This is a genomic window from Pseudomonas sp. TE3-3-F2023 (assembly GCF_036784815.1).
Classification (GTDB): domain Bacteria; phylum Pseudomonadota; class Gammaproteobacteria; order Pseudomonadales; family Pseudomonadaceae; genus Aquipseudomonas; species Aquipseudomonas pudica.
Map to the genome: position 1 here is coordinate 4,832,361 of NZ_CP145113.1, position 22,212 is coordinate 4,854,572.

Here is a 22,212-nt window from a genome sequence, read left to right on the forward strand (position 1 = left end):
GTTCCAGGGGCGTTTTTGATTTTGCAGAACAACAATAATTGGGAGCCTGCCATGTCGGTCGATCCGCAAAAACTTCTCCGCGAGCTGTTCGACACAGCCATCGCCGCCGCCCACCCCCGTCAAGTCCTCGAACCCTACCTGCCCGCCGACCGCAGCGGCCGGGTCATCGTCATCGGTGCCGGCAAGGCCGCAGCCGCCATGGCCGAAGTGGTCGAGAAAAGCTGGCAGGGCGAAGTCTCCGGGCTTGTTGTCACACGGTACGGTCACGGCGCCAACTGCCAGAAGATCGAGGTGGTCGAAGCCGCCCACCCGGTCCCAGATGCCGCCGGCCTGGCCGTGGCCAAGCGCGTGCTGGAACTGGTCAGCAACCTCACTGAAGACGACCGCGTCATCTTCCTGTTGTCCGGCGGTGGCTCGGCGCTGCTGGCCCTGCCTGCCGAAGGCCTGACCCTGGCCGACAAGCAACAGATCAACAAGGCGCTGCTGAAATCCGGCGCCACCATCGGCGAGATGAACTGCGTGCGCAAGCACCTCTCGGCGATCAAGGGCGGCCGCCTGGCCAAGGCCTGCTGGCCGGCCACGGTGTACACCTATGCCATTTCCGATGTACCGGGCGACCTCGCCACGGTGATCGCCTCCGGCCCTACCGTGGCCGACCCAAGCACCTCGGCCGATGCCCTGGCCATCCTCAAGCGCTACGACATCGAAGCGCCCAAGGCCGTCATCGACTGGCTCAACAACCCAGCCTCGGAAACCGTCAAGGCCGATGACCCGGCCCTGGCCCGCAGCCATTTCCAGCTGATCGCCAAGCCCCAGCAGTCGCTCGAAGCCACCGCGGTCAAAGCCCGCCAGGCCGGGTTCAGCCCGCTGATCCTCGGCGACCTGGAAGGCGAATCACGCGAAGTGGCCAAGGTGCACGCCGGTATCGCCCGCCAGATCGTCCTGCACGGCCAGCCGCTGAAGGCACCCTGCGTGATCCTGTCCGGCGGCGAAACCACAGTGACCGTGCGCGGCAATGGCCGCGGCGGGCGCAACGCCGAGTTTCTGCTCAGCCTCACCGAAAGCCTGAAAGGCCTGCCGGGCGTGTACGCCCTGGCCGGTGACACCGACGGTATCGATGGTTCGGAAGAAAACGCCGGCGCCTTCATGACCCCGGCCAGCTACGCCCGCGCCGAAGCCCTGGGCCTGTCGGCCAGCGACGAGCTGGACAACAACAACGGCTACGGCTATTTCGCCGCCCTGGATGCGCTGATCGTCACCGAGCCGACCCGCACCAACGTCAACGACTTCCGCGCCATCCTGATCCTCGAGACTGCCCAATCATGACGCCTGATAAAAAAGTAAAGATCCTCGCCACCCTCGGCCCTGCGATCAAAGGCATCGACGACATCCGCCAACTGGTAGAAGCCGGGGTGAACATCTTCCGCCTCAACTTCAGCCACGGCGAGCACGCCGATCACGCCCTGCGCTACCAGTGGATCCGCGAAGTCGAGCAGCAACTGAACTACCCGCTGGGTATCCTCATGGACCTGCAGGGGCCGAAGCTGCGCGTCGGCCGCTTTGCCGAAGGCAAGGTGCAGCTGCAACGCGGCCAGGCCCTGCGCCTGGACCTGGACAACACCCCGGGCGACAGCCGCCGGGTCAACCTGCCGCACCCCGAGATCATCGCCGCCCTCGAGCCGGGCATGGACCTGCTGCTGGACGACGGCAAGCTGCGCCTGCGCGTCACCGCCAAGCACAGCGACGCCATCGACACCGAAGTGCTGGCCGGTGGCGAGCTGTCCGATCGCAAGGGTGTCAACGTGCCGCAAGCGGTGCTCGACCTCTCCCCGCTCACCGAGAAAGACCGCCGCGACCTGGCCTTCGGCCTTGAACTGGGCGTGGACTGGGTTGCCCTTTCGTTCGTGCAGCGCCCCGAAGACATCACCGAAGCACGCCAGCTGATCGGTGACCGTGCCTACCTGATGGCGAAGATCGAAAAACCATCGGCAGTCGAACAGCTGCAAGCCATCGCGCAGCTTGCGGATGCGATCATGGTGGCCCGCGGCGACCTGGGCGTGGAAGTACCGGCCGAAAGCGTGCCGCAGATTCAGAAACGCATCATCGGCACCTGCCGCCAACTGGGCAAGCCGGTGGTGGTGGCTACGCAGATGCTCGAATCCATGCGTTTCTCGCCAGCGCCGACCCGCGCCGAAGTCACCGACGTGGCCAACGCCGTGGCCGAAGGTGCCGATGCGGTGATGCTGTCGGCCGAGACTGCCTCGGGTGAGTACCCGCTGGAAGCCGTGCAGATGATGAGCAAGATCATCCGCCAGGTGGAGAACGGCCCGGATTACCAGGCCCAGCTCGACGTTGGCCGGCCGAAGGCCGAGGCCACCGTGTCGGACGCCATCAGCTGCGCCATCCGCCGTATCAGCGGCATTCTGCCGGTGGCGGTGCTGGTCAACTACAGCGAGTCGGGCGCCTCGACCCTGCGCGCGGCACGCGAGCGGCCACGGGCTCCGATCCTCAACCTGACCCCGAACCTGACCACTGCGCGCCGCCTGAGCGTGGCGTGGGGCGTGCACTCGGTGGTAAACGACCGCCTGCGCCAGGTGGACGAGGTGGTTTCCACTGCGCTGGAGATTGCCCAGGCACAAGGCATGGCCAGCCGTGGCGACACGTTGCTGATCACTGCCGGTGTGCCTTTCGGCAAGCCAGGGTCGACTAACACGCTGCGGATCGAGACCTTGATCTGACCGCATCGCCGGCAAGCCGGCTTCCACAGGGATCGCACCACTTCAAAGGCCTTTGCAATCCCTGTGGGAGCTGGCTTGCCGGCGATTGGAGGGCAAAGCCCTCCTTGTACACAGAAACACCAGAGCTGCGGAAAACCCGAGGCCCAAAGAGGCCCACCGCGCCCCATCAACCTCACTGACTGCCCCGATGTACACCAAAAATTTCGTCAACCCGTGCCCCGACTGGGCCACGGCGTTACTCAACGGCTTCAGCCAGGTGCTGCTGCTGCGTGACCCCCTGTGCGGCCTGTGCTGCCTGCTGGCCATCCTGCTGACCGCCCCCGGCCTGGTCGGTGGTGCCCTGCTCGGCGCCCTGGCCGGCCTGCTCACCGCCCAGGCACGCGGCTACGACCGTGCCGACCGCCAAGCCGGGCTGTACAGCTACAACGGCGTCCTGATCGGCATCCTGATCAGCGTCGTACTGCCCTGGTCGGCCATCCTGCCGCCATTGATCATCGCCGCTGGCGGCCTGTCCAGCATCATCACCCACCAATGGCGCAAACGCGGTGGCAAGCTGTTGATCGCCTACACCGCCCCCTTCGTGCTGCTTGGCTGGGCCGTATTGCTGATAGCCACCCCCTCGCCCAGCGGCTTCGTCGAGGCCGACCCGCTTTACGCGTTGGCGCGTGGCGTGGGCCAGATCTTCCTGCTCGACCAGCCCCTGGCCGGTCTGCTGATCATCATCGGCATGTTCATCGCCAACCCTTATGCCGCAATGTGGGCAGTGATCGGTTCGGCCATCGGCGGCGGCGCGGCACTGCTCACCGACCAGGCGCAAGCCGCCTGGCTGGGCCTGTATGGTTTCAACGCTGCGCTGGCGGCACTGGCGTTCAGCAGGCAGGGTGAAAAGCCGTGGGTGACACTGCTGGCCATCGCCCTGGCCCTGCTGCTGCAACCACTGTTCAAGCTGCTACCGGTGCCCGGCCTGACCGCGCCCTTCGTCGCCGCCTGCTGGCTGATGCACCTGGGCAACCACCTGGCCCAGCCTCGGCAGCGTGACGCCAGCCGCTTGCACAGCTGAAATGCAGCCCCTAGGCTCAGCCCATCGCTTTTGTGGAACGAGCCAATGAACAATCCTGCGAGCCTGCGCGAGCAGCTCTACATCATCGTCTTCCAGACCGATACCGTGGCTGGAAGACGCTTCGACAAGATCCTCCTGCTGATCATCCTGGCCAGCCTGGTTACCGTCATCCTCGACAGCATCGACGAAGTACACCAGGGCTACGCCGGCCTGCTGGCCGGCATCGAGTGGGGCTTTACCGCGATTTTCCTGGCCGAGTACCTCACCCGCCTGTACTGCTCGCCCAAGCCTTTGCGCTATGCCTTCAGCTTCTATGGCCTGGTCGATCTGCTGGCGATCGTGCCGGGGATCATCGCGCTGTACTACAGCGACGCCCAGTACCTGCTGATCATCCGGGTGATCCGGATGCTGCGGATTTTCCGCGTGCTCAAGCTCAGCCCCTATCTGAAGCAAGCCTATTACCTGATGGAGGCGCTGCGCGGCAGCAAGCAGAAGATCATCGTGTTCCTGGTGACGGTATCGACCCTGGTGACGGTGTTCGGCACCTTGATGTATGTGATCGAAGGGCCTGAGCATGGCTTTACCAGCATTCCCAAGGGCATCTACTGGGCCATCGTTACCCTGACCACGGTAGGCTTTGGCGATATCGTGCCGAAAACCCCGCTTGGGCAGGTGCTGTCCTCGCTGGTGATGATTACCGGTTATTCGATCATCGCCGTACCGACCGGGATCTTTACCGCCGAGCTGGCCAATGCCATGCGCGGGGAACAGTTGCAGCACGACTGCCCGACCTGCAGCAAGAAGAGCCATGAGCATGGCGCGGCGTTCTGTTCGCGTTGCGGGAATGTGCTGTTTCCCAAGCAATGATGTCGCCTGTTCCGGCCCTATCGCCGGCAAGCCCGCTCCCACAGGTACTGCACAATGCCCAAGACCTGTGCAGTACCTGTGGGAGCTGGCTTGCCGGCGATAGGGCCAGTACAGTCAGCAGCATAACCAAAGTCGTTTTAGTTCTTTAGCCGTTACAAACCCACCCGCTATAGTCGCAGGCAAACTGCCAACACCTTCTCGATAACAAGGAAGCAACGTGAAAAAACTCTTCACCGCCTCGCTGCTCGCCGCAGGCCTTGCCTTGGGCAATTTCGCCCAGGCCGCCCCCACCCTGCTCAACGTTTCCTACGACGTGATGCGCGACTTCTACAAGGACTACAACCCGGCCTTCCAGAAGCACTGGGAAGCCGAGCACAACGAAAAGGTCAACGTGCAGATGTCCTTCGGCGGCTCGAGCAAGCAGGCGCGAGCGGTGATCGATGGCCTGCCGGCCGATGTCATCACCATGAACATGGCCACCGACATCAACGCCCTGGCCGACAATGGCAAGCTGGTGCCGGACAACTGGGTCAGCCGCCTGCCGAACAACAGCGCGCCGTTCACCTCGGCCACTGTGTTCATCGTGCGCAAGGGTAACCCCAAGGCGCTGAAAGACTGGCCCGACCTGCTCAAGGATGGCGTGCAGGTGATCGTGCCCAACCCCAAGACCTCGGGTAACGGCCGCTACACCTACCTGTCGGCCTGGGGCTATGTGCTCAAGCAAGGCGGTGATGAAAACAAGGCCAAGGACTTTGTCGGCAAGCTGTTCAAGCAGGCGCCGGTATTGGACACCGGTGGCCGTGCCGCCACCACCACCTTCATGACCAACCAGATCGGCGACGTGCTGGTAACTTTCGAGAACGAAGCCGAAATGATCGCCCGCGAGTTCGGCCGCGACCAGTTCGAAGTGGTCTACCCGAGCGTGTCGGCCGAAGCCGAGCCGCCGGTCAGCGTGGTCGACAAGGTAGTGGCGAAGAAAGGCACCCAGGCTGCGGCCGAGGAATACCTGAAGTACCTGTGGTCGCCTGCCGCCCAGGAAATTGCCGCACAGAACTACCTGCGCCCGCGTGATGCGACGGTACTGGCCAAGTACACCGACCGCTTCCCGAAAGTGGACTTCCTGTCGGTGGAGAAGACCTTCGGTGACTGGCGCACCGTGCAGAAGACCCACTTCAATGATGGTGGGGTGTTCGACCAGATCTACACCAACAATCAGTAATTGATGCAGGCAGGTCCGGCCCTGTCGACGGCAAGCCAGCTCCCACAGGTACTGCACAGGTCTTGAGTACTGTGGAGTCCCTGTGGGAGCTGGCTTGCCGGCGATAGGGCCGGTACAGGCGACATCAGACCTGGCGGAATACCAGGGCCTTCAAGCCCCCCGCCGGGTCCACGTCAGGAAACTCCGGTGGGTTCTCCAGCCGTTCGACGAAATTCAGCGACGGCGCATGCTCCGCCATCCCCTCGATCAGGAACTCCGGCCCGATGCCCGGATCGTTCACGCACGCCAGCACCGTCCCGCCCTCGCTCAACAACTCCGGCAAGCGCCGCAGGATCTTCGCGTAATCCTGGGTCAGCACAAAGCTGCCACGCTGGAAGGTGGGCGGGTCGATGATGATCAGGTCATAAGGCCCGTACTTGCGTACCTTGCCCCACGACTTGAACAGCTCGTGCCCCAGGTACGCCACCCGCGACGCATCGTGACCATTGAGGCGGTGGTTGTCACGGCCCCGGGACAACGCCGACTTGGCCATGTCCAGGTTCACCACCTGCTCGGCGCCACCGGCAATCGCCGCCACCGAGAAACCGCAGGTGTAAGCGAACAGGTTCAGCACACGCTTGCCCGCCGCCTGCTCGCGAACCCAACGCCGACCATAGCGCATGTCGAGGAACAGGCCATTGTTCTGCCGCACGCCCAGGTCCAGCAGGTAGGTCAGCCCATCCTCGACCACCTCGCGCTGCTGGCACGGTTCGCCCAGCAGCCACTGGCCCGGGCTGTCGGGCAGGTAGCGATGCTGGAGAAGGATGGCCTGGCCAGTCCACTGCGGGCGCTCGGCGAGATTACGCAGCATGGCCTTTAGTTCGGCCAGCTGGCCTTCCGCTGGCTCGCGGAACAGGGCGACCGACAGCACGCCCTGCAGCCAGTCGACGGTAACCTGCTCCAGGCCCGCCCAGCAGCGACCGCGGCCGTGGAACAGGCGGCGGGTTTCCTGCGGGGCAGGGTCGAGGGCGGCGAGCAGGTGTTGCTCCAGAGTCTGGATCGGCGAAGTCATCATGGGTCGCAAGCTGGCAAAAGCGGCATTCTACCCCCTGAGGGCGCTTCGCGCCCTATCGCCGGCAAGCCAGCTCCCACAGGTCCTGGGCAAGCTTCGAGTCCATTGCAGTACCTGTAGGCAAGCCAGGCCCCTATAGGTACTGCGCTTGGCTTGAGCCCGATGCGGTCGAGGTGGGAGGTGGCTTGCCGACGATAGGCCGCAGAGCGGCCTCAATGGCCCTTGACCGCTATCGTCCTGGGCCTGAACCACCACCCCTGCTGCATTCCCGCCGCCGCCAGCAGGATCAACGCCACCCCCAGCCACTGCAACGGTGCCAGCCGGTGCCCGAACGCCACCCAGTCCACTAGAATCGCCGCAATCGGGTAGATGAACGACAGTGCCCCGGTCAGCGCCGTGGGCAAGCGCTGGATGGCGCTGTACAGCAACACATACATCAACCCGGTGTGCACCATGCCCAAGGTCAGCAGGCTGGCCAGCGCCGGCATTTCACCCGGCAAGCCGCCAAGCTTGACCCACGGCGCCAGCAACAGCACACCCGTGGCCACCTGGATCAGCGCGATCAGGTGCGGTGGCGTGCCACTCAGGCGCTTGATGATCAACGCCGCGATGGCGTACAGGAAGGCCGCCCCCAGCGCCAGCGCAATGCCCAGCAAATAGTCCTCGCCGCCACCCTGCCCCGCGCCATGGGCACTGACGATGGCCAGCATGCCGAGGAACGCCACACTCAGCCAGGTGACCTTGGCCAGGGTGATCTTCTCGCCAAGGAACATGGCCGCCAACCCTACCAGCATGAATGGCTGCACGTTGTATACCGCCGTGCCGATGGCAATCGACGCCCGCGAGTAAGAGGCGAACAGCAGTACCCAGTTGCCGACGATGGCCACACCACTGGCAATCGCCAGCAGTAATGCAGTGCGGCTGATCACGCCTGGCCGCAGGAAGCCGAACCCCGCGCAGATTGCCAGCAAGGTCACGGCACCGAACACGCAGCGCCAGAACACCACCTCGAGCACCGGCTGGCCGGACACCAGCACGAACCAGCCGATGGTCCCGGAAATCAGCATGGCAGCAATCATTTCCAGCGAGCCACGACGCAATGAACTGTCCATCTCATACCTCCTGTTGAAGATGGCAACAGTATGCAAAGGTTGCTGGCCGACCTTCCAGCGGATAACGAAGGAAGATTGGAATGTTTGCCTTTACTATCAAGGCAAATCAATCGAACAACCTTATTGAGGTAACCATGACCGATGCCATCGACCAACTGCTGATCAACGCGCTCATGGAAGACTCGCGCCGCTCGCTCAAGGCCCTGGCGCAAATCAGCGGGCTTTCGGCGCCCAGCGTCAGCGAACGCCTGCGCCGCCTGGAGGAGCGCGGCGTGTTGCGCGGTTACACCGTAGAGGTCGACCCGCGTGCCTTTGGCTACCAGTTGCAGGCCATCGTGCGCATCCGCCCGCTCCCCGGGCAGTTGCAGGAGGTGGAACGGCAGATTGTCGCCATTGCGGAGTTCACCGAGTGCGACAAGGTAACTGGCGAGGACTGCTTCATTGCCCGGCTGCATGTGCGCTCGATGGAGCAGCTGGATACCCTGCTCGACCGCATCAATGTGCTGGCCGAGACCAACACCGCCATCATCAAGAAAAGCCCGGTGAAGCGGCGGTTGCCGCCGATGGATTGATTTCTTCCTGTTCTGGCCTCTTCGCGGGCACGCCCGCTCCCACAGGATCTCCACAGTCCAGGATGCTGTGCGGCCCCTGTGGGAGCGGGCGCGCCCGCGAAGAGGCCAGAACAGGAAAAAGCTGACTAAATTTTGTACACAGGAATGTCACCTTAAGTGCCGTTTTTGTGTGCACTTTCCCAGATCACGCCCCAATACGTTACACACTTCCCACAACTTATTCTGACCAAATGATCAACTAAATCATCTTCGAAAAATTTAAAACTGTTCATTTGGTCAACTTATATTCCCTTCATTTCATAAACTTATATTTCAGAATGATAGATTCAAAATGATGGCAAACTGAAAGTTGCTACTTGCTTGGCATGGAACTCGCTTTTGTGTGTTCGTGTTTTGTATACAAATCAAGCAAAACATAAATACACAAGAACCCGCGACGCCGCCCAAACATCGGCCGCCGCGCCCCAAACCCTGAGATGCCAACGCTGCACCGACGAGATTGGCGAGCCCGTGCGCATGCCCGCTCATCGCAGTCCACGTGCATCAGGAGCCCGCCGGAATGAGTACCAGCCTCGACCTTGCCCCTGAACTATCCGTCGCCAGCACCCACCCCGCGTCCCCTCTAGCCGGCAGCCAGCCGGAACTTGCCTTGAGCCCGCGCCTGCATAACCGCGACCTTGCCCCGACGCGCATAGAAGGCCGCCGCTGGGGCGGCTACAGCATCTTCGCGCTGTGGACCAACGATGTGCACAACATCGCCAACTACTCGTTCGCCATGGGCTTGTTCGCCCTTGGCCTGGGTGGCTGGCAGATCCTGCTGTCGCTGGCCATCGGCGCGGCGCTGGTGTACTTCTTCATGAACCTGTCCGGCTACATGGGGCAGAAGACCGGCGTGCCGTTCCCGGTCATTAGCCGCATCGCCTTCGGTATCCACGGCGCACAGATCCCGGCGCTCATCCGCGCGGTCATCGCCATCGCCTGGTTCGGCATCCAGACCTACCTGGCTTCGGTGGTGCTGCGCGTGCTGCTCACCGCCGTATGGCCACAAATGGCAGCCTACGACCATGACAGCATCCTGGGCCTGTCGAGCCTGGGCTGGGTATGCTTCGTGTCGATCTGGCTGGTACAGCTGGTGATCCTGGCCTACGGCATGGAGATGGTGCGCCGCTACGAGGCCTTTGCCGGCCCGGTGATCCTGCTGACCGTCGCCGCCCTGGCGGTATTCATGTACTTCAAGGCCGACGCCCGCATCGCCTGGTCGGTGGCCGAACCGCTGACCGGCTACGAGATGTGGCGCAACATCTTTGCCGGCGGCGCACTGTGGCTGGCGATCTACGGCACCCTGGTACTGAACTTCTGTGACTTCGCCCGCTCCTCGCCATGCCGCAAGACCATCCGCGTCGGCAACTTCTGGGGCCTGCCGGTAAACATCCTGGTGTTCGCCATGATCACCGTGGTGCTGTGCGGCGCGCAGTTCCAGATCAACGGCCAGATCATCGACAGCCCGACCCAGATCGTTGCCGCCATACCCAGCACAGCATTCCTGGTACTGGGCTGCCTGGCCTTCCTGATCGTCACCGTGGCGGTGAACATCATGGCCAACTTCGTCGCCCCGGCCTTCGTCCTCAGCAACCTGGCACCGCGTCACCTGAACTTCCGTCGCGCCGGGCTGATCAGCGCCACCCTGGCGGTGCTGATACTGCCTTGGAACCTGTACAACAGCCCGCTGGTGATCGTGTATTTCCTGTCCGGCCTGGGTGCCCTGCTCGGCCCGCTGTACGGGGTGATCATGTCCGACTACTGGTTGCTGCGCAAAGGCTGCATCAACGTGCCGCAGCTGTACAGCGAAGACCCGGCCGGCGCCTACCACTACACCAAGGGCATCAACCTGCGCGCGGTGGCCGCCTTCGTACCGGCTGCACTGCTGGCCATCGTCCTGGCCCTGGTACCCAACTTCCACGGCATCGCGCCGTTCTCCTGGCTGATCGGTGCCGGTATCGCCGCCGCCCTGTACCTGCTGATCGCACCACGCAAATGTCATTACCACGACGTCAGCGGTGAATGCATCGCCGTTGACCACAGCAGCCATTGACCAGGGAGGGCTACCCATGCGCATTCTGATCGCCAACGTCAACACCACCGAAGCCATCACCGAAGCCATTGCCGAACAGGCCCGTGCGGTGGCCGCGCCCGGCACCGAAATCATCGGCCTCACCCCATGGTTCGGTGCCGAGTCGGTAGAAGGCAACTTCGAAAGTTACCTGGCCGCCATTGCGGTGATGGATCGGGTGCTGGCCTACGAAGGCCCTTACGACGCCGTGATCCAGGCGGGTTACGGCGAACATGGCCGCGAAGGCCTGCAGGAACTGCTGAACGTGCCAGTGGTGGATATCACCGATGCCGCCGCCAGCACGGCGATGTACCTGGGCCATGCCTACTCGGTGGTGACCACCCTGGACCGCACCGTGCCCCTGATCGAGGACCGCCTGAAGCTCTCCGGCCTGTATGACCGCTGTGCATCGGTACGCGCCAGCGGGCTGGCGGTGCTGGAGCTGGAAGCCGACCCACAGCGCGCCGTGGAGGCGATTGTCGAGCAGGCGGAACGCGCCGTGCGTGACGACAAGGCCGAGGTGATCTGCCTGGGTTGCGGCGGCATGGCTGGTTTGGACGAGCAGATCCGCCAGCGCACCGGCGTGCCGGTTGTGGATGGCGTGAGCGCGGCGGTGACCATAGCCGAATCGCTGGTGCGCATGGGCTTGAGTACTTCCAAGGTACGTACCTATGCCACGCCACGGGCGAAGAAAGTGGTGGGTTGGCCGATGCGGTTCGGGCGCTAACCCTCTATTTGCCTGTGCCGACCTCTTCGCGGGCTTGCCCGCTCCCACAGGCCCCCACCGCTCTCAAGGGCTGTGCTGTACCTGTGGGAGCGGGCAAGCCCGCGAAGAGGCCGGTACAGGCAAACCATCAACAGCGGATCAGGTCGGGCAGCTATGCGCACCATCATTCAGGCCCTGACGCACGTTGCGGCTGAGCAGGCTGGCCTTGCCGTCATGCCAGGTCAGGGTCAGGACGTACAGGGTGTCGAAGTCGTCGCCGCTCCAGTCCTCGGTGATCACCCGCTCTTCACCGAGGGCCTTGCCAGCCACGGCATTGATCAGGTCGGGGAGGTAGCCATGCGACCAGGCGGTGTACACGGTCGCGTTACGGTACTTGTCACGCAGCAACTCTTCGGCCAGCGCGTCGGTGTCGTTGGCGCCGTAATCGATGTTTACCGGCAGGCCCAGGCGAATGGCGCTGGGGCTGATGGTCATCAATGGGCGAATGTAGCTGTAGCTTTCGTCCTTGCTGCCTTCCTCGACATGCCGCGAGGGGTTGGCAGCGAACACGTAGTCGGCCTTGCCAAAGCGCTCGGGCAACACGGTAGCCAGGTCCAGCGCACGGTTGAGGCCCTGGCAGTTCAACTGCCCCAGCCCCTCGCCCGGCTTCTCGGCGTGACGCAGGAACACCAGGGTCTGTGTGCCATCCACCGGTTGCGCCCGGCTTTCGACAGCTTCCAGCGCCAGCGGTACGGCTATGGCTGTAAGCGTCAGGCTCAGCAACCAGTGACGACGGCGGCGGAAGAACGTTGGCAACTTCATCAAGACGGGCCCATGTGGCAGAAAGAATCGGGTAGACCCGCCACATCGCCCCGCCAACAGCACCGCGGGGCATCCTTGTAGTGAATGCCGTCCCTGGCAACGAGTGTGGGTGAGAGTGCCCTGAACCCGTTTGGTTCCTCCCTGGAGGTGATGCCGTTCCCTAGGCAAGGCTTAGATTAGAGGATGGGTGTTGCTGAAATGTGCAGGGCCCAAGAACATCAGGTTGCAATGAGGCCACTCAATCATCCCGCGTCAGCACTTCCAGCAATTCGATCTCGAAGGTCAAATCCGAATTCGGCGGGATCGCCCCCACGCTGCGTTCGCCATAGCCCAGGTGCGCCGGTACCAGCAGTTTGCGCTTGCCGCCAACGCGCATCCCCATCAGGCCTTGATCCCACCCCTTGATTACCCGACCAGTGCCGATCACGCACTGGAACGGCTTGCCGCGCGACCAGGACGAATCGAACTCGCTGCCGTCGGCCAGCCAGCCGGTGTACTGGGTGGTGATCAGGGCGCCTTTGACGGCGGCTTTGCCATCTCCCTGCACTAGGTCGATGATCTGCAGTTCTTGGCTCACGGGGCATACTCCAACACTGGAAACAAAGCCGCCCTTTTCGCAGGAATGCACCGGTTTGGCAAGTTCGCGTGCCCGTCAACCGAGCTGCTCGAAGGCTTCCTGGCCGGTCAGTTCCTTGGTCTGGTTGGCGAAGCAATACCAGGCGGGCTTCTCTTCGACGAAAATCTGCAGGTCGAAATCCCATTCCTGGTCGCCGTCGAGCAGGCCGACCGGCACGGCATGGAAGTCATTGGCTTTCAGCCGGTAGTACAGGTGCGTGCCGCACTGGCCGCAGAATCCACGCTGGGCCCAGTCGGAAGATTCAAAGACGCTGGGGGCGCGCCCTTCGATCACTGGTGGCTGGCTGCAATGCACTACCAGCAATGGGCCTCCGGTCCACTTGCGGCACATGCTGCAGTGGCAGGCGCTGATATGGGTGTTGTCGACGGTGACCTTGAGGCGGGTGGCGCCGCACAGGCAGGTGCCGTGTTTTTCCAGGGCCATGACTGGCTCCTTGAGCGGAAGATGGGCCAGCAAGTATAGATGCCTGTACCGGCCTCATCGCCGGCAAGCCGGCTCCCACCACGACCGCGCCGCTCTCAGGCCAGTGCAGTACCTGTGGGAGCTGGCTTGCCGGCGATGGGGCCGGTACAGGCAGCACAAGGCAGTTGCCCAAGGTCAGATGTACACGGTACCGCGCAGGTACAACGCCGCCCGCCCGCTGATGATCACCCGGCCGTTACCCGGCACTTCGCACTGCAGCTGCCCTTTGCGCCCCCCTCCCTGCTCGCAGCTCAGCACGTTCCTTCCCAGACGCTCGGCCCATATCGGTGCCAGCGAGGTGTGCGCCGAGCCCGTAACCGGGTCTTCGTTCACGCCGACCCGCGGGCCGAACCAGCGGGTGACGAAATCAAAGCCACGCCCTGCCGCGGTAACGGCGATGCCGCGCACATCGAAGGCCGATAGCGCAACGAAGTCCGGCTGCAGGGTGTCGAGCAGCAAGGCGTCATCGATCACCACCACGTAGTCGTCACTGCGGTACAGCGCCTGTGCCTGGCCAAGGCCCAGCGCCTGCAACAGGCCCGGCAGCATATCCACGGCGACCGGCTGCTTGGCCGGAAAGTCCATGGCCAGCAGCCCGTCGGCGTTGCGGCTGACGCGCAGCTCGCCACTGCGGGTGTTGAAACGCAGTACCTGCGCCTGCTCGCCCAGCTGTTCGAACAGCACATAGGCCGAGGCCAAGGTGGCATGGCCGCACAGGTCGACTTCCACGGTCGGGGTGAACCAGCGCAGGTCAAAGGTTTCGCCGTTGCGCACGAAGTAGGCGGTTTCCGACAGGTTGTTCTCTTCGGCGATGCGCTGCAGCACATCGTCCGGCAGCCAGCTTTGCAGCGGGATCACTGCCGCCGGGTTGCCCCCGAATGGTTCGGCGGAAAACGCATCGACCTGGAAGATTTCAAGTTGCATGCACACACTCCTTGTTGCCCGATCGCTGCCAGGCAGATGTATGAAAAGGGTTACTGGCGTACCGGGGTCAACACGGCTTCGCCGGCAAAGAACGCCTGCAGATTGCGCAGCACCAGGGTCACGGTGTCGCGCGCCGCCTCCGGCGACTGGCCGGCCACGTGGGGGGTGAGCACGGTGTTGCCAAGGGCCTTGAGGGCATCGGGTACAGCCGGCTCGTCGTCGAACACGTCCAGTGCCGCACCGGCCAGCTGGCCATGCTGCAACGCGGCCACCAGGGCCTGGGTGTCGACCACGCTGGCACGGGCGATATTCACCAGGTAGCCCTCGGCCCCCAGAGCCTCGAGCACCTGCGCATCGACCAGATGGCGAGTATTGGCACCGCCGGGGGTTGCCACAACCAGGATGTCGACGGCATCGGCCAGGTGCTGCGGGCTGTCGTACCAAGTGTACGGCACATCCTGGCGCGGCGTGCGGCTGTGGTAGCTGACGGGCATGGCGAAGCCCAGATGGGCGCGCCTAGCGATGGCCAGGCCCACCGCACCAAGGCCGAGAATGCCCAGGCGCTTGCCGCTCACCGAAGGGCTGATCACCCGGTTCCATTCACCCCGGCGGGTGCTGGCATCGGCGCGGGGTATGTCGCGCAACAGCGCCAGCAGCAGGGCGAGGGTGTGGTCGGCGACCGCCTCTGCATTGGCCCCGGCGCCGTTGGTGACGGTGATGCCGCGCGCAGCGGCGGCGGCCAGGTCCACCTGCTCATAGCCAGCACCGATCACACAGATGATCTGCAGGTTGGACAGCGTGTCGATTTCGCTGGCAGTCAGGCCCAGCGGGCCGCGGGTGAGCACGGCATCGATTTCATGGGCATGGCGCTGGATGGCCTCGGCCCGTAGTTGCGGCGAAGGGGCACGGATCAAGCGGTAGCCGGCCTGCTCCAGCATGGGCAGGTAATCGTCTACGGTTTCCACCAGCACCAGGACTGTCTTGTGCATGCCACCTCCGGGTCAGTTCGAAGCGACATTATGTGGAGTCACCGGCCAGTACAGTCAACCGAAATAAAGAGGTGATACTGCACTGTTCTGCTTAGCTCTGCTCTTGCTCTTGCTCTTGCTCTTGCTCTTGCTCTTGCTCTTGCTCTTGCTCTTGCTCTTGATCTTGATCTTGATCTTGATCTTGATCTTGATCTTGCTCTTGCTCTTGATCTTGATCTTGATCTTCGCGACTTCAGGAGGCCGAGCAGAGGTCTTGCGAAGGGAGGTGACGGGCATGGATGCCCGTCAAGCGCTGAGGCCCCATGGATGGGGCCTGCAGCGCGTACTCCCGGGAGCAAGACCGGCGCGAGGGAACCCCGGAGCGTAGCGCAGGGGCCGGATGATGGGAGCGCAGCGTTTTTTGGTTACTTTTTGCCGCGTTTGGCAAAAAGTGACTCGCCGTAAGGGCGAAAAGGTGAGTATGCGTCGCCATCGTAAATGGACTATGCGCGGAATCAAGACCAGTACTTTTCTGCTCTTCGCTCTTCGCTCTTCGCTCTTCGCTTTCAAGCGTGGGCATCAACAACAAGGTCAACATTCATTTTCGAAGGTGGCGCTTATTCACCTTTCCGCCCTTACGGCGGGTCACTTTTTGTCAAACGCGACAAAAAGTAACCAAAAAACGCTGGCTCCTATCATCCGGCCCCTACGCTACGCTCCGGGGTTCCCTCGCTACGGGCCTGCTCCCGGGAGTACGCGCTGCAGGCCCCATCCATGGGGCCTCAGCGCTTGACGGGCATCCATGCCCGTCACCTCCCTCCGCAGCCCCTTCGCTCGGCCTCCTGAAGTCGCAATCGGCGGCGCCTGGACTACCGCGCGCTTAAAAGCAAAAGCAAAAGCAACGGCAACGGCAACGGCAACGGCAACGGCAACGGCAACGTTGCAATTATTGGGCGAACGCACGCCCCAGACCACCCGGCACACCGCTGCTGTCAGTCTCCTGCCACGGCCCATCCGGGCTCAGCGACCAGCTCCAGCCGTTGTCGAAGCGGTAGTAGGTGCGCTGGCGGTAGAAGGTATTGGGCTTTTTCTCCAGCACATACACGCCCAACTTCGGGTCCCAATGGCTCGCCCCGCCAGGTGGCGGCGCGAAGCTGGCCGAGGTGCGTGGCATCGGTTTGGGCGTGGCCGCCGGCTTGCTCGGCGCAGGGGCCGGTTGCCTGTCCGGCAAGGGTTTGACCGCCGGCCCCGGCGGCGGCAGGCGTTCGATCGGTGGTTCGGGCTGCTCGTACGGCTCATGCACCGTACACGCAGACAAACCCAGGGCCAGGGTGATCAGGGTCAGGCGGACGATGCTGTGCATGGCATTGCTCTCTTACGGGTCGGGGCTGTCGATGGTCAGGTGCTGGATGGCCTGGGTGGCGCTGGGCAGTGGCGTGCCCTGGCCAATCCACTCGCCATGAGTTGGCTGGCCAGCGCGTGATACACGTGCAACGAGTTGGACTTCGGCAAAGTCCGACAGTTTCATTTGCGGCATCATGGCGTCAGCATCGGACAATTCCACTTCGATCGGCAACTGCGCCACGGTCACCCGCTTGGCCGCCAACGGCATGGGTGGGCCATTGCTGGCGCGGGCGAAAATGAACACCGTGTCGTCCGGCTTGACCTTGTCCTTCAACGCCGCCGCCAGTTCCACCCGCACCTTCAAGCGAGCCGCCACGGGCGCCGCAGCCTGCCCCGGCGAACCACCCAGGCGCTCGGCGGCGCGGTCGATACCGCCCTGCAGCGCCGCACGCGAGGCATCACCTTCCGGCAACTGCGCCAACAGGCGCTTCCAGTAATCGATGGCTTCCTGGTAACGCTCGCCCTCGAAGGCAGCGATACCACGCAGGCCCAGGCTGGTCACTTCATTGGGGTCGGCTTTCAGCGCCTCGTCAGTCAGCGCCTGCAGCTGCGGGCTCCATTTCTTGTCGGCGGCGAAGTACAGCGCCTGCGCCCACTGCCCGAGCAATTCGGGCTGGCGACCCGCCAAGGCCACGGCGCGCTCGAAGGTACGCGCGGCATCGCCAGGGCGCTGCTCGGCCATGTAGGCTCGGCCCAGGAAGTACACGGCCTCGGCCGAATCCGGCTGGGCCTGCACCACCCGTTCCAGGCGGGCAGTCATTTCCTCCATCGACTTGGGCGCCTCGGCAAACTCCTGGGTCAGTTCCACCTTGTCGGCCGCGCCGAAATGCAGGTACAGCCCCAATGCCAGCAGCGGCACCAGCAACGCTGCCAACAACGGCAGGGTCTTGCCCAGGTAGCCTTGGCGCGGAGTCTCGGTACCCTCGGTATCCGCCAGCAGCTCACGGGCGGCCTCGTCACGGCCCTTGGCCATCTGCGCCTCATCGAGCACGCCGGCGGCCTGCTGGGCAGCCAGTTCGGCGACGCGCTCCTGGTACAGCGCCACGTTCAGGGCGGTGCGGTCTTCTTCCTGCTGGCGGCCACGGCCACGCAGGATCGGGATCAGCAGGAAGCTGAGGGCAGCGAGCAGCAGCAGGCCCGCGCTAAGCCAGAATTCAATCATGGGTCTGTTCTTTTTCCAGCAGTTTGACGAGACGCTCGCGTTCTTCGGCGGACAACTCATTGGCGCCCTGCACGGCCGCACCGCGGCGCCGGCGCACGATCAACGCCAGCACCACGAAACCGCCGGCCAGCAAAATCCCCGGGCCGAACCACAGCAGCCAGGTACGCCCGCTGAGCGCCGGCTTGTAGCGCACGAAGTCGCCATAGCGGTCGACCATGAAGTCGACGATCTGCTGATTGCTCTTGCCCTCGCCGAGCATGCGGAATATTTCCCGACGCAGGTCGGCGGCAATCGGCGCGTTGGAGTCGGCGATGTCCTGATTCTGGCACTTGGGGCAGCGCAGCTCCTTGGTCAGCTGCTGGTAGCGCTCACGCTCGGCATCGTCGCGGAACTGGTAAGTGTCGATGGCCGCCTTGGCCACGCCTGCCAGGCTCAACCCCATGAAGAGCCCCAGCACGGCAGCTGCCAGCCCCCGCTTCATGGCTTGGCCTCGTCGACCAGGCCCTGGTACAGCGGCGCCAGCTGCTCGCGCCAGACCGTGGCATCGACCACGCCAACATGCTTGTAGCGGATGATGCCCCTGGCATCGATCAGGAAGGTTTCCGGCGCGCCATACACGCCCAGGTCCAGGCCCAGGCTGCCCTGCTCGTCACGAATGTCCAGCTGATAAGGGTTGTGGAACTCGGCCAGCCACTTCAGGGCCGCCGCATTGTCGTCCTTGTAGTTGACCCCGTGGATCACCACGCCCTGCTGGGCCAGCTGGTTCAGGTACGGGTGCTCGACCTTGCACGACGGGCACCAGGTGGCCCACACATTGACCAGTGCCGGGCGGCCCAGCAAGTCGGCCTCGGTCAGGGTACGGTCGCCCTGGGTCGAGGCCAGGGAAAACGCCGGGAACGGCTTGCCGATCATTGCCGAGGGCAGCTCGTCGGGCTTGAGGAACAGCCCTTTGTAGAGGAACACCGCCACCAGCAGGAATACCGCCAGGGGGACTACCATGATCCAACGCTTCATGCAGCTGCTCCAGACACGCCCAGGGCATCACGCACCCGGGTCTTGACCTTGACGCGATAGCGCCGGTCGAGGGCCGCCAGCAACCCGCCCAGGCCGGTCAGCAGACCGCCCAGCCAGATCCAGCGGACGTAAGGCTTGATATGCACGCGTACCGCCCAGGCACCGTTCTCCAGCGGCTCGCCAAGGGCGACGTAGAGGTCGCGGGTAAAACCGGCGTCGATGCCGGCCTCGGTCATCATCGACTGCTGCACGGTGTACAGGCGTTTCTCCGGGTGCAGGGTGGTCACTTCACGGCCATCGCGGCTGACCACCACGGTACCCTTGTCGGAGATGAAGTTCGGCCCTTCGAAGTGCCGGGCACCCTGGAACTGGAAGTGGTAACCGCCCAGTTCCACGCTCTCGCCCGGCGCCATGCGCAGGTCGCGTTCGGCGCTGTTGTTGCTCGACAGCACCACGCCCAGCGCGCACACCGCCAGGCCCAGGTGCGCCAGCTGCATGCCCCAGTAGCTGCGACCCAGGCCGGGCAGGCCCTTGAGCAGGCCTTTGTGGCGGGTCTTGTCGAGTATGTCGCGCAGCCCGCCAAGCACTACCCAGGCGGCCAGGGCGAAGGCGGTCAGGGTCGGCCAGTCGAAGTCGTCGACAATAAAGCCCGCCACCGGTGCGAGGATGGCGCTGCCGAGCAGCACCGGGGTCATCATGCTGGCCAGCCATTTGCCGGGGGTGTCTTTCCAGCGCACCACCACGCCCACGCCCAGCACCACCATCAGCAGTGCCATCAGCGGCAGGAACAAGGCATCGAAATACGGAGGGCCGACCGACAGCTTGGCACCGGTCAGCGCATCGAGCACCAGCGGGTAAAGGGTGCCGAGCAGAATCATCGAGGCCGCCACTACCAGCACCAGGTTGTTGGCCAGCAGCAGCGTCTCGCGCGACCACAGGGCAAAGCCGACCTGGCTCTTGACCACCGGTGCGCGCAGGGCGAACAGGGTTAGCGATCCACCGACCACGAACAGCAGGAAGATCAGGATGAAAATGCCCCGCGACGGGTCGGCGGCAAACGCGTGCACCGAGGTCAGCACACCGGAGCGCACCAGGAAGGTACCCAGCAGGCTCAGCGAGAACGCGGCGATTGCCAGCAGCACCGTCCAGCTTTTGAACACCCCGCGCTTCTCGGTCACCGCCAGCGAGTGGATCAGCGCCGTACCTACCAGCCAGGGCATGAACGAGGCGTTTTCCACCGGATCCCAGAACCACCAGCCCCCCCAGCCAAGCTCATAGTAGGCCCACCACGAGCCCAGGGTAATGCCGACACCGAGGAAGGCCCAGGCAACGATGGTCCATGGCCGCGACCAGCGCGCCCAGGCGGCGTCCAGGCGGCCACCGAGCAAGGCGGCGATGGCGAAGGCGAAGGCCACCGAGAAACCGACATAGCCCATGTACAGCATCGGCGGGTGAACGATCAGGCCAAAGTCCTGCAATAGCGGGTTGAGGTCGCGGCCATCGGTCGGCACCTGCGGCAGCAGGCGCTGGAACGGGTTGGAGGTGATGATCAGAAAGCTCAGGAAGCCAACGCTGATCATGCCCATTACCGCCAGCACGCGGGCCAGCATCACCTGCGGCAATTGCCGCGAGAACACCGACACGGCGAAGGTCCAGCCGCCGAGGATCAGTGCCCACAGCAGCAGCGAACCTTCGTGCGCACCCCACACGGCGCTGAACTTGTAGTACCAGGGCAAGGCGCTGTTGGAATTGCTGGCCACATAGGCGACCGAGAAGTTGTCGGTCATGAAGGCATGGGTCAGGCAGGCGAAGGCAAAGGCCAGGAAGGCGAACTGCCCCCAGGCCGCCGGCCGCGCCAGGCTCATCCACAGGCTGTCGCCACGCCAGGCGCCCAGCAGCGGTACGCTGGCCTGCACGGCGGCAAAGCAGATGGCCAGGATCATCGCCAGTTGGCCGAGTTCGGGGATCACCAGCGCCGCGTTCATGGCCTGGCCTCCCCGCCGGTGGCGGCCTGGCCGCTTTCCTTCAGGGCCTTGGTGACCTCGGGCGGCATGTACTTCTCGTCGTGCTTGGCCAGTACTTCATCGGCCACCACCACGCCATCGGCGTTGAGCTTGCCGAGGGCGACGATGCCCTGCCCTTCGCGGAACAGGTCGGGGAGGATGCCACGGTAGGTGATCGGCACCGACTTGTTGAAGTCGGTGACCACGAAGCGCACGTCCAGCGAATCTGACGAGCGCTGTACCGAACCCTTCTCGACCATGCCGCCGGCGCGAATGCGGGTGTCCAGCGGCGCTTCGCCATTGGCGATCTGGGTCGGTGTGTAGAACAGGTTGATGTTCTGCTGCAATGCGCTCAAGGCAAAGCCGACGGCAACCCCGACGCCGACCAGCAGGCCGACGATGAGCAACAGGCGTTTCTTGCGCTGCGGATTCACTGGTTGTTCTCCCGGCGCAAACGGCGCGCCTCATCTTGCAGGTAGCGACGGCGGGCCAGCACGGGCGCGGCAACATTCAGCGCCAGCACCGCCAGGCAGATGCCATAGGCCGTCCACACGTACAGGCCATGGTGGCCCATGGCGAGAAAGTCACCGAAGGTGGCGAAACTCATTGTGCGGCCCTCCGCCCCAGGCTGTTCAATACTTCGTCCTTGACCCAACTGGCGCGCGCTTCGCGCTTGAGTACTTCAAGGCGCATGCGCAGCAACAGCACCGCGCCAAAGAAGCAGTAGAAGCCCAGCGCCGTGCACAGCAGCGGCAACCACATTTCTGCGGGCATCGCTGGCTTTTCGGTGAGAGTGAAAGTGGCGCCCTGGTGCAGGGTGTTCCACCACTCCACCGAGTACTTGATGATCGGGATGTTCACCACACCGACGATCGCCAGTACCGCACAGGCCTTGGCTGCACTGTCACGATTACTGATTGCCTGGCCCAGCGCAATAATGCCGAAGTACAGGAACAACAGGATGAGCATGGACGTCAGTCGGGCATCCCAGACCCACCAGCTTCCCCAGGTGGGCTTGCCCCAGATGGCCCCGGTGACCAGTGCCACGGCGGTCATCCAGGCACCGATGGGAGCGGCGCACTGCAACGCGACGTCGGCCAGTTTCATCTTCCACACCAGCCCCACCACCCCGGCTACTGCCAGCAGCACGTAGCAGGACTGCGCCAGCATCGCCGCCGGCACGTGGATGTAAATGATGCGGAAGCTGTTGCCTTGCTGGTAGTCCTGGGGGGCGAAGGCCAGGCCCCAGGTGATGCCGACCAGCAGCAGGAGCACGGCAGCGCCGGCAAGCCACGGCAGCATGCGGCCGCTGATGGCATAGAACCATTTGGGGGAGCCCAGCTTGTGGAACCACGTCCAGCTTATTTTCATCAGGGTACAT

At 63.8% G+C, this 22,212-nt stretch carries 24 protein-coding genes; 8 read left to right on the top strand and 16 right to left on the bottom strand.

From position 1 onward, the window contains the following. Positions 1 to 51 precede the first annotated feature (51 nt). From V3314_RS22210 to V3314_RS22230, 5 genes are all read left to right on the top strand, one after another. Complete coding sequence (locus V3314_RS22210; RefSeq protein WP_338459650.1) at positions 52 to 1,326, top strand: glycerate kinase; 1,275 nt, start codon at positions 52 to 54, stop codon at positions 1,324 to 1,326. Continuing rightward, a complete protein-coding gene (gene pyk / locus V3314_RS22215; protein ID WP_085601234.1) occupies positions 1,323 to 2,738 on the top strand; it encodes a pyruvate kinase in 1,416 nt (471 codons plus the stop codon). The genes V3314_RS22210 and pyk overlap by 4 nt, the downstream gene beginning before the upstream one ends. A gap of 187 nt (positions 2,739 to 2,925) precedes the next feature. Further along, positions 2,926 to 3,798 carry an urea transporter gene (locus V3314_RS22220; protein ID WP_108480565.1) on the top strand — a complete coding sequence of 291 codons (873 nt, stop codon included), beginning with the start codon at positions 2,926 to 2,928 and terminating at the stop codon, positions 3,796 to 3,798. A 45-nt stretch (positions 3,799 to 3,843) separates the two neighbouring features. Then, positions 3,844 to 4,665: an ion transporter gene (locus V3314_RS22225; RefSeq protein ID WP_338459651.1), complete on the top strand. Its 822-nt coding sequence runs from the start codon at positions 3,844 to 3,846 to the stop codon at positions 4,663 to 4,665. A 217-nt stretch (positions 4,666 to 4,882) separates the two neighbouring features. Then, positions 4,883 to 5,884 carry a sulfate ABC transporter substrate-binding protein gene (locus V3314_RS22230; protein ID WP_046615020.1) on the top strand — a complete coding sequence of 334 codons (1,002 nt, stop codon included), beginning with the start codon at positions 4,883 to 4,885 and terminating at the stop codon, positions 5,882 to 5,884. A gap of 124 nt (positions 5,885 to 6,008) precedes the next feature. Here the strand turns inward: V3314_RS22230 and V3314_RS22235 are convergent, their stop codons facing one another. Continuing rightward, the gene (locus V3314_RS22235; protein WP_085601232.1) at positions 6,009 to 6,935 is read right to left on the bottom strand and encodes a class I SAM-dependent methyltransferase; all 927 of its coding nucleotides are present in this window, start codon (positions 6,933 to 6,935) and stop codon (positions 6,009 to 6,011) included. A 212-nt stretch (positions 6,936 to 7,147) separates the two neighbouring features. Then, positions 7,148 to 8,047 (bottom strand): DMT family transporter, encoded by a 900-nt coding sequence (locus V3314_RS22240; RefSeq protein ID WP_338459652.1) that lies wholly within the window; start codon positions 8,045 to 8,047, stop codon positions 7,148 to 7,150. Positions 8,048 to 8,181: 134 nt separating this feature from the next. On the opposite strand from V3314_RS22240, the gene V3314_RS22245 reads away from it, so the two are divergent. The 3 genes from V3314_RS22245 to V3314_RS22255 all read left to right on the top strand — a co-directional run bounded on the left by V3314_RS22245 (position 8,182) and on the right by V3314_RS22255 (position 11,456). Then, positions 8,182 to 8,619 (top strand): Lrp/AsnC family transcriptional regulator, encoded by a 438-nt coding sequence (locus tag V3314_RS22245; RefSeq protein WP_025340043.1) that lies wholly within the window; start codon positions 8,182 to 8,184, stop codon positions 8,617 to 8,619. Positions 8,620 to 9,178: 559 nt separating this feature from the next. Then, the gene (locus tag V3314_RS22250; RefSeq protein ID WP_108480568.1) at positions 9,179 to 10,711 is read left to right on the top strand and encodes an NCS1 family nucleobase:cation symporter-1; all 1,533 of its coding nucleotides are present in this window, start codon (positions 9,179 to 9,181) and stop codon (positions 10,709 to 10,711) included. Between the two features lie 16 nt (positions 10,712 to 10,727). Next, on the top strand, positions 10,728 to 11,456 hold the full coding sequence (locus tag V3314_RS22255; protein ID WP_046615016.1) for an aspartate/glutamate racemase family protein: 729 nt from the start codon (positions 10,728 to 10,730) through the stop codon (positions 11,454 to 11,456). Between the two features lie 138 nt (positions 11,457 to 11,594). Here the strand turns inward: V3314_RS22255 and V3314_RS22260 are convergent, their stop codons facing one another. From V3314_RS22260 to V3314_RS22325, 14 genes are all read right to left on the bottom strand, one after another. Continuing rightward, the gene (locus V3314_RS22260; RefSeq protein ID WP_025340046.1) at positions 11,595 to 12,257 is read right to left on the bottom strand and encodes a hypothetical protein; all 663 of its coding nucleotides are present in this window, start codon (positions 12,255 to 12,257) and stop codon (positions 11,595 to 11,597) included. Positions 12,258 to 12,495: 238 nt separating this feature from the next. Beyond that, positions 12,496 to 12,834, bottom strand: coding sequence for an FKBP-type peptidyl-prolyl cis-trans isomerase (locus tag V3314_RS22265; protein ID WP_046615015.1), 339 nt, complete (start codon positions 12,832 to 12,834; stop codon positions 12,496 to 12,498). Between the two features lie 75 nt (positions 12,835 to 12,909). Next, entirely contained in the window at positions 12,910 to 13,317 is a 408-nt protein-coding gene (locus tag V3314_RS22270; protein WP_046615014.1) for a GFA family protein, read from the bottom strand. 174 nt (positions 13,318 to 13,491) lie between these two features. Beyond that, a complete protein-coding gene (locus V3314_RS22275; protein ID WP_085601228.1) occupies positions 13,492 to 14,280 on the bottom strand; it encodes a PhzF family phenazine biosynthesis protein in 789 nt (262 codons plus the stop codon). 50 nt (positions 14,281 to 14,330) lie between these two features. Then, entirely contained in the window at positions 14,331 to 15,269 is a 939-nt protein-coding gene (locus V3314_RS22280; RefSeq protein WP_046615012.1) for a 2-hydroxyacid dehydrogenase, read from the bottom strand. A 54-nt stretch (positions 15,270 to 15,323) separates the two neighbouring features. Next, entirely contained in the window at positions 15,324 to 15,545 is a 222-nt protein-coding gene (locus tag V3314_RS22285; RefSeq protein ID WP_338459653.1) for a hypothetical protein, read from the bottom strand. A 649-nt stretch (positions 15,546 to 16,194) separates the two neighbouring features. Continuing rightward, positions 16,195 to 16,611, bottom strand: a complete 417-nt coding sequence (locus V3314_RS22290) for a hypothetical protein (protein WP_025340051.1) — start codon at positions 16,609 to 16,611, stop codon at positions 16,195 to 16,197. A gap of 12 nt (positions 16,612 to 16,623) precedes the next feature. Further along, entirely contained in the window at positions 16,624 to 17,814 is a 1,191-nt protein-coding gene (gene ccmI, locus V3314_RS22295) for a c-type cytochrome biogenesis protein CcmI (RefSeq protein ID WP_046614556.1), read from the bottom strand. Next, the gene (locus V3314_RS22300) at positions 17,807 to 18,295 is read right to left on the bottom strand and encodes a cytochrome c-type biogenesis protein (RefSeq protein ID WP_046614557.1); all 489 of its coding nucleotides are present in this window, start codon (positions 18,293 to 18,295) and stop codon (positions 17,807 to 17,809) included. The genes ccmI and V3314_RS22300 overlap by 8 nt, the downstream gene beginning before the upstream one ends. Further along, positions 18,292 to 18,828 (bottom strand): DsbE family thiol:disulfide interchange protein, encoded by a 537-nt coding sequence (locus tag V3314_RS22305; protein ID WP_046614558.1) that lies wholly within the window; start codon positions 18,826 to 18,828, stop codon positions 18,292 to 18,294. The genes V3314_RS22300 and V3314_RS22305 overlap by 4 nt, the downstream gene beginning before the upstream one ends. Further along, positions 18,825 to 20,798, bottom strand: coding sequence for a heme lyase CcmF/NrfE family subunit (locus V3314_RS22310; RefSeq protein ID WP_178081808.1), 1,974 nt, complete (start codon positions 20,796 to 20,798; stop codon positions 18,825 to 18,827). The genes V3314_RS22305 and V3314_RS22310 overlap by 4 nt, the downstream gene beginning before the upstream one ends. An 11-nt stretch (positions 20,799 to 20,809) precedes the next feature. After that, on the bottom strand, positions 20,810 to 21,265 hold the full coding sequence (gene ccmE, locus V3314_RS22315; protein WP_015271187.1) for a cytochrome c maturation protein CcmE: 456 nt from the start codon (positions 21,263 to 21,265) through the stop codon (positions 20,810 to 20,812). Then, a complete protein-coding gene (gene ccmD / locus V3314_RS22320; protein WP_013973562.1) occupies positions 21,262 to 21,438 on the bottom strand; it encodes a heme exporter protein CcmD in 177 nt (58 codons plus the stop codon). The genes ccmE and ccmD overlap by 4 nt, the downstream gene beginning before the upstream one ends. Next, the gene (locus tag V3314_RS22325) at positions 21,435 to 22,202 is read right to left on the bottom strand and encodes a heme ABC transporter permease (protein WP_012273476.1); all 768 of its coding nucleotides are present in this window, start codon (positions 22,200 to 22,202) and stop codon (positions 21,435 to 21,437) included. Before V3314_RS22325 ends, ccmD begins: the two co-directional genes overlap by 4 nt. Between the last annotated feature and the right edge of the window lie 10 nt (positions 22,203 to 22,212).

What these genes read in the sequence shown, in the direction of transcription:
- V3314_RS22210 (WP_338459650.1), top strand. Translation starts at nt 52, where the DNA reads ATGTCGGTCGATCCGCAAAAACTTCTCCGCGAGCTGTTCGACACAGCC.
- pyk (WP_085601234.1), top strand. Translation starts at nt 1,323, where the DNA reads ATGACGCCTGATAAAAAAGTAAAGATCCTCGCCACCCTCGGCCCTGCG.
- V3314_RS22220 (WP_108480565.1), top strand. Translation starts at nt 2,926, where the DNA reads ATGTACACCAAAAATTTCGTCAACCCGTGCCCCGACTGGGCCACGGCG.
- V3314_RS22225 (WP_338459651.1), top strand. Translation starts at nt 3,844, where the DNA reads ATGAACAATCCTGCGAGCCTGCGCGAGCAGCTCTACATCATCGTCTTC.
- V3314_RS22235 (WP_085601232.1), bottom strand. Translation starts at nt 6,935, where the DNA reads ATGACTTCGCCGATCCAGACTCTGGAGCAACACCTGCTCGCCGCCCTC.
- V3314_RS22240 (WP_338459652.1), bottom strand. Translation starts at nt 8,047, where the DNA reads ATGGACAGTTCATTGCGTCGTGGCTCGCTGGAAATGATTGCTGCCATG.
- V3314_RS22245 (WP_025340043.1), top strand. Translation starts at nt 8,182, where the DNA reads ATGACCGATGCCATCGACCAACTGCTGATCAACGCGCTCATGGAAGAC.
- V3314_RS22250 (WP_108480568.1), top strand. Translation starts at nt 9,179, where the DNA reads ATGAGTACCAGCCTCGACCTTGCCCCTGAACTATCCGTCGCCAGCACC.
- V3314_RS22255 (WP_046615016.1), top strand. Translation starts at nt 10,728, where the DNA reads ATGCGCATTCTGATCGCCAACGTCAACACCACCGAAGCCATCACCGAA.
- V3314_RS22260 (WP_025340046.1), bottom strand. Translation starts at nt 12,257, where the DNA reads ATGAAGTTGCCAACGTTCTTCCGCCGCCGTCGTCACTGGTTGCTGAGC.
- V3314_RS22270 (WP_046615014.1), bottom strand. Translation starts at nt 13,317, where the DNA reads ATGGCCCTGGAAAAACACGGCACCTGCCTGTGCGGCGCCACCCGCCTC.
- V3314_RS22275 (WP_085601228.1), bottom strand. Translation starts at nt 14,280, where the DNA reads ATGCAACTTGAAATCTTCCAGGTCGATGCGTTTTCCGCCGAACCATTC.
- V3314_RS22280 (WP_046615012.1), bottom strand. Translation starts at nt 15,269, where the DNA reads ATGCACAAGACAGTCCTGGTGCTGGTGGAAACCGTAGACGATTACCTG.
- V3314_RS22285 (WP_338459653.1), bottom strand. Translation starts at nt 15,545, where the DNA reads ATGCCCGTCACCTCCCTTCGCAAGACCTCTGCTCGGCCTCCTGAAGTC.
- V3314_RS22290 (WP_025340051.1), bottom strand. Translation starts at nt 16,611, where the DNA reads ATGCACAGCATCGTCCGCCTGACCCTGATCACCCTGGCCCTGGGTTTG.
- ccmI (WP_046614556.1), bottom strand. Translation starts at nt 17,814, where the DNA reads ATGATTGAATTCTGGCTTAGCGCGGGCCTGCTGCTGCTCGCTGCCCTC.
- V3314_RS22300 (WP_046614557.1), bottom strand. Translation starts at nt 18,295, where the DNA reads ATGAAGCGGGGGCTGGCAGCTGCCGTGCTGGGGCTCTTCATGGGGTTG.
- V3314_RS22305 (WP_046614558.1), bottom strand. Translation starts at nt 18,828, where the DNA reads ATGAAGCGTTGGATCATGGTAGTCCCCCTGGCGGTATTCCTGCTGGTG.
- ccmD (WP_013973562.1), bottom strand. Translation starts at nt 21,438, where the DNA reads ATGAGTTTCGCCACCTTCGGTGACTTTCTCGCCATGGGCCACCATGGC.
- V3314_RS22325 (WP_012273476.1), bottom strand. Translation starts at nt 22,202, where the DNA reads ATGAAAATAAGCTGGACGTGGTTCCACAAGCTGGGCTCCCCCAAATGG.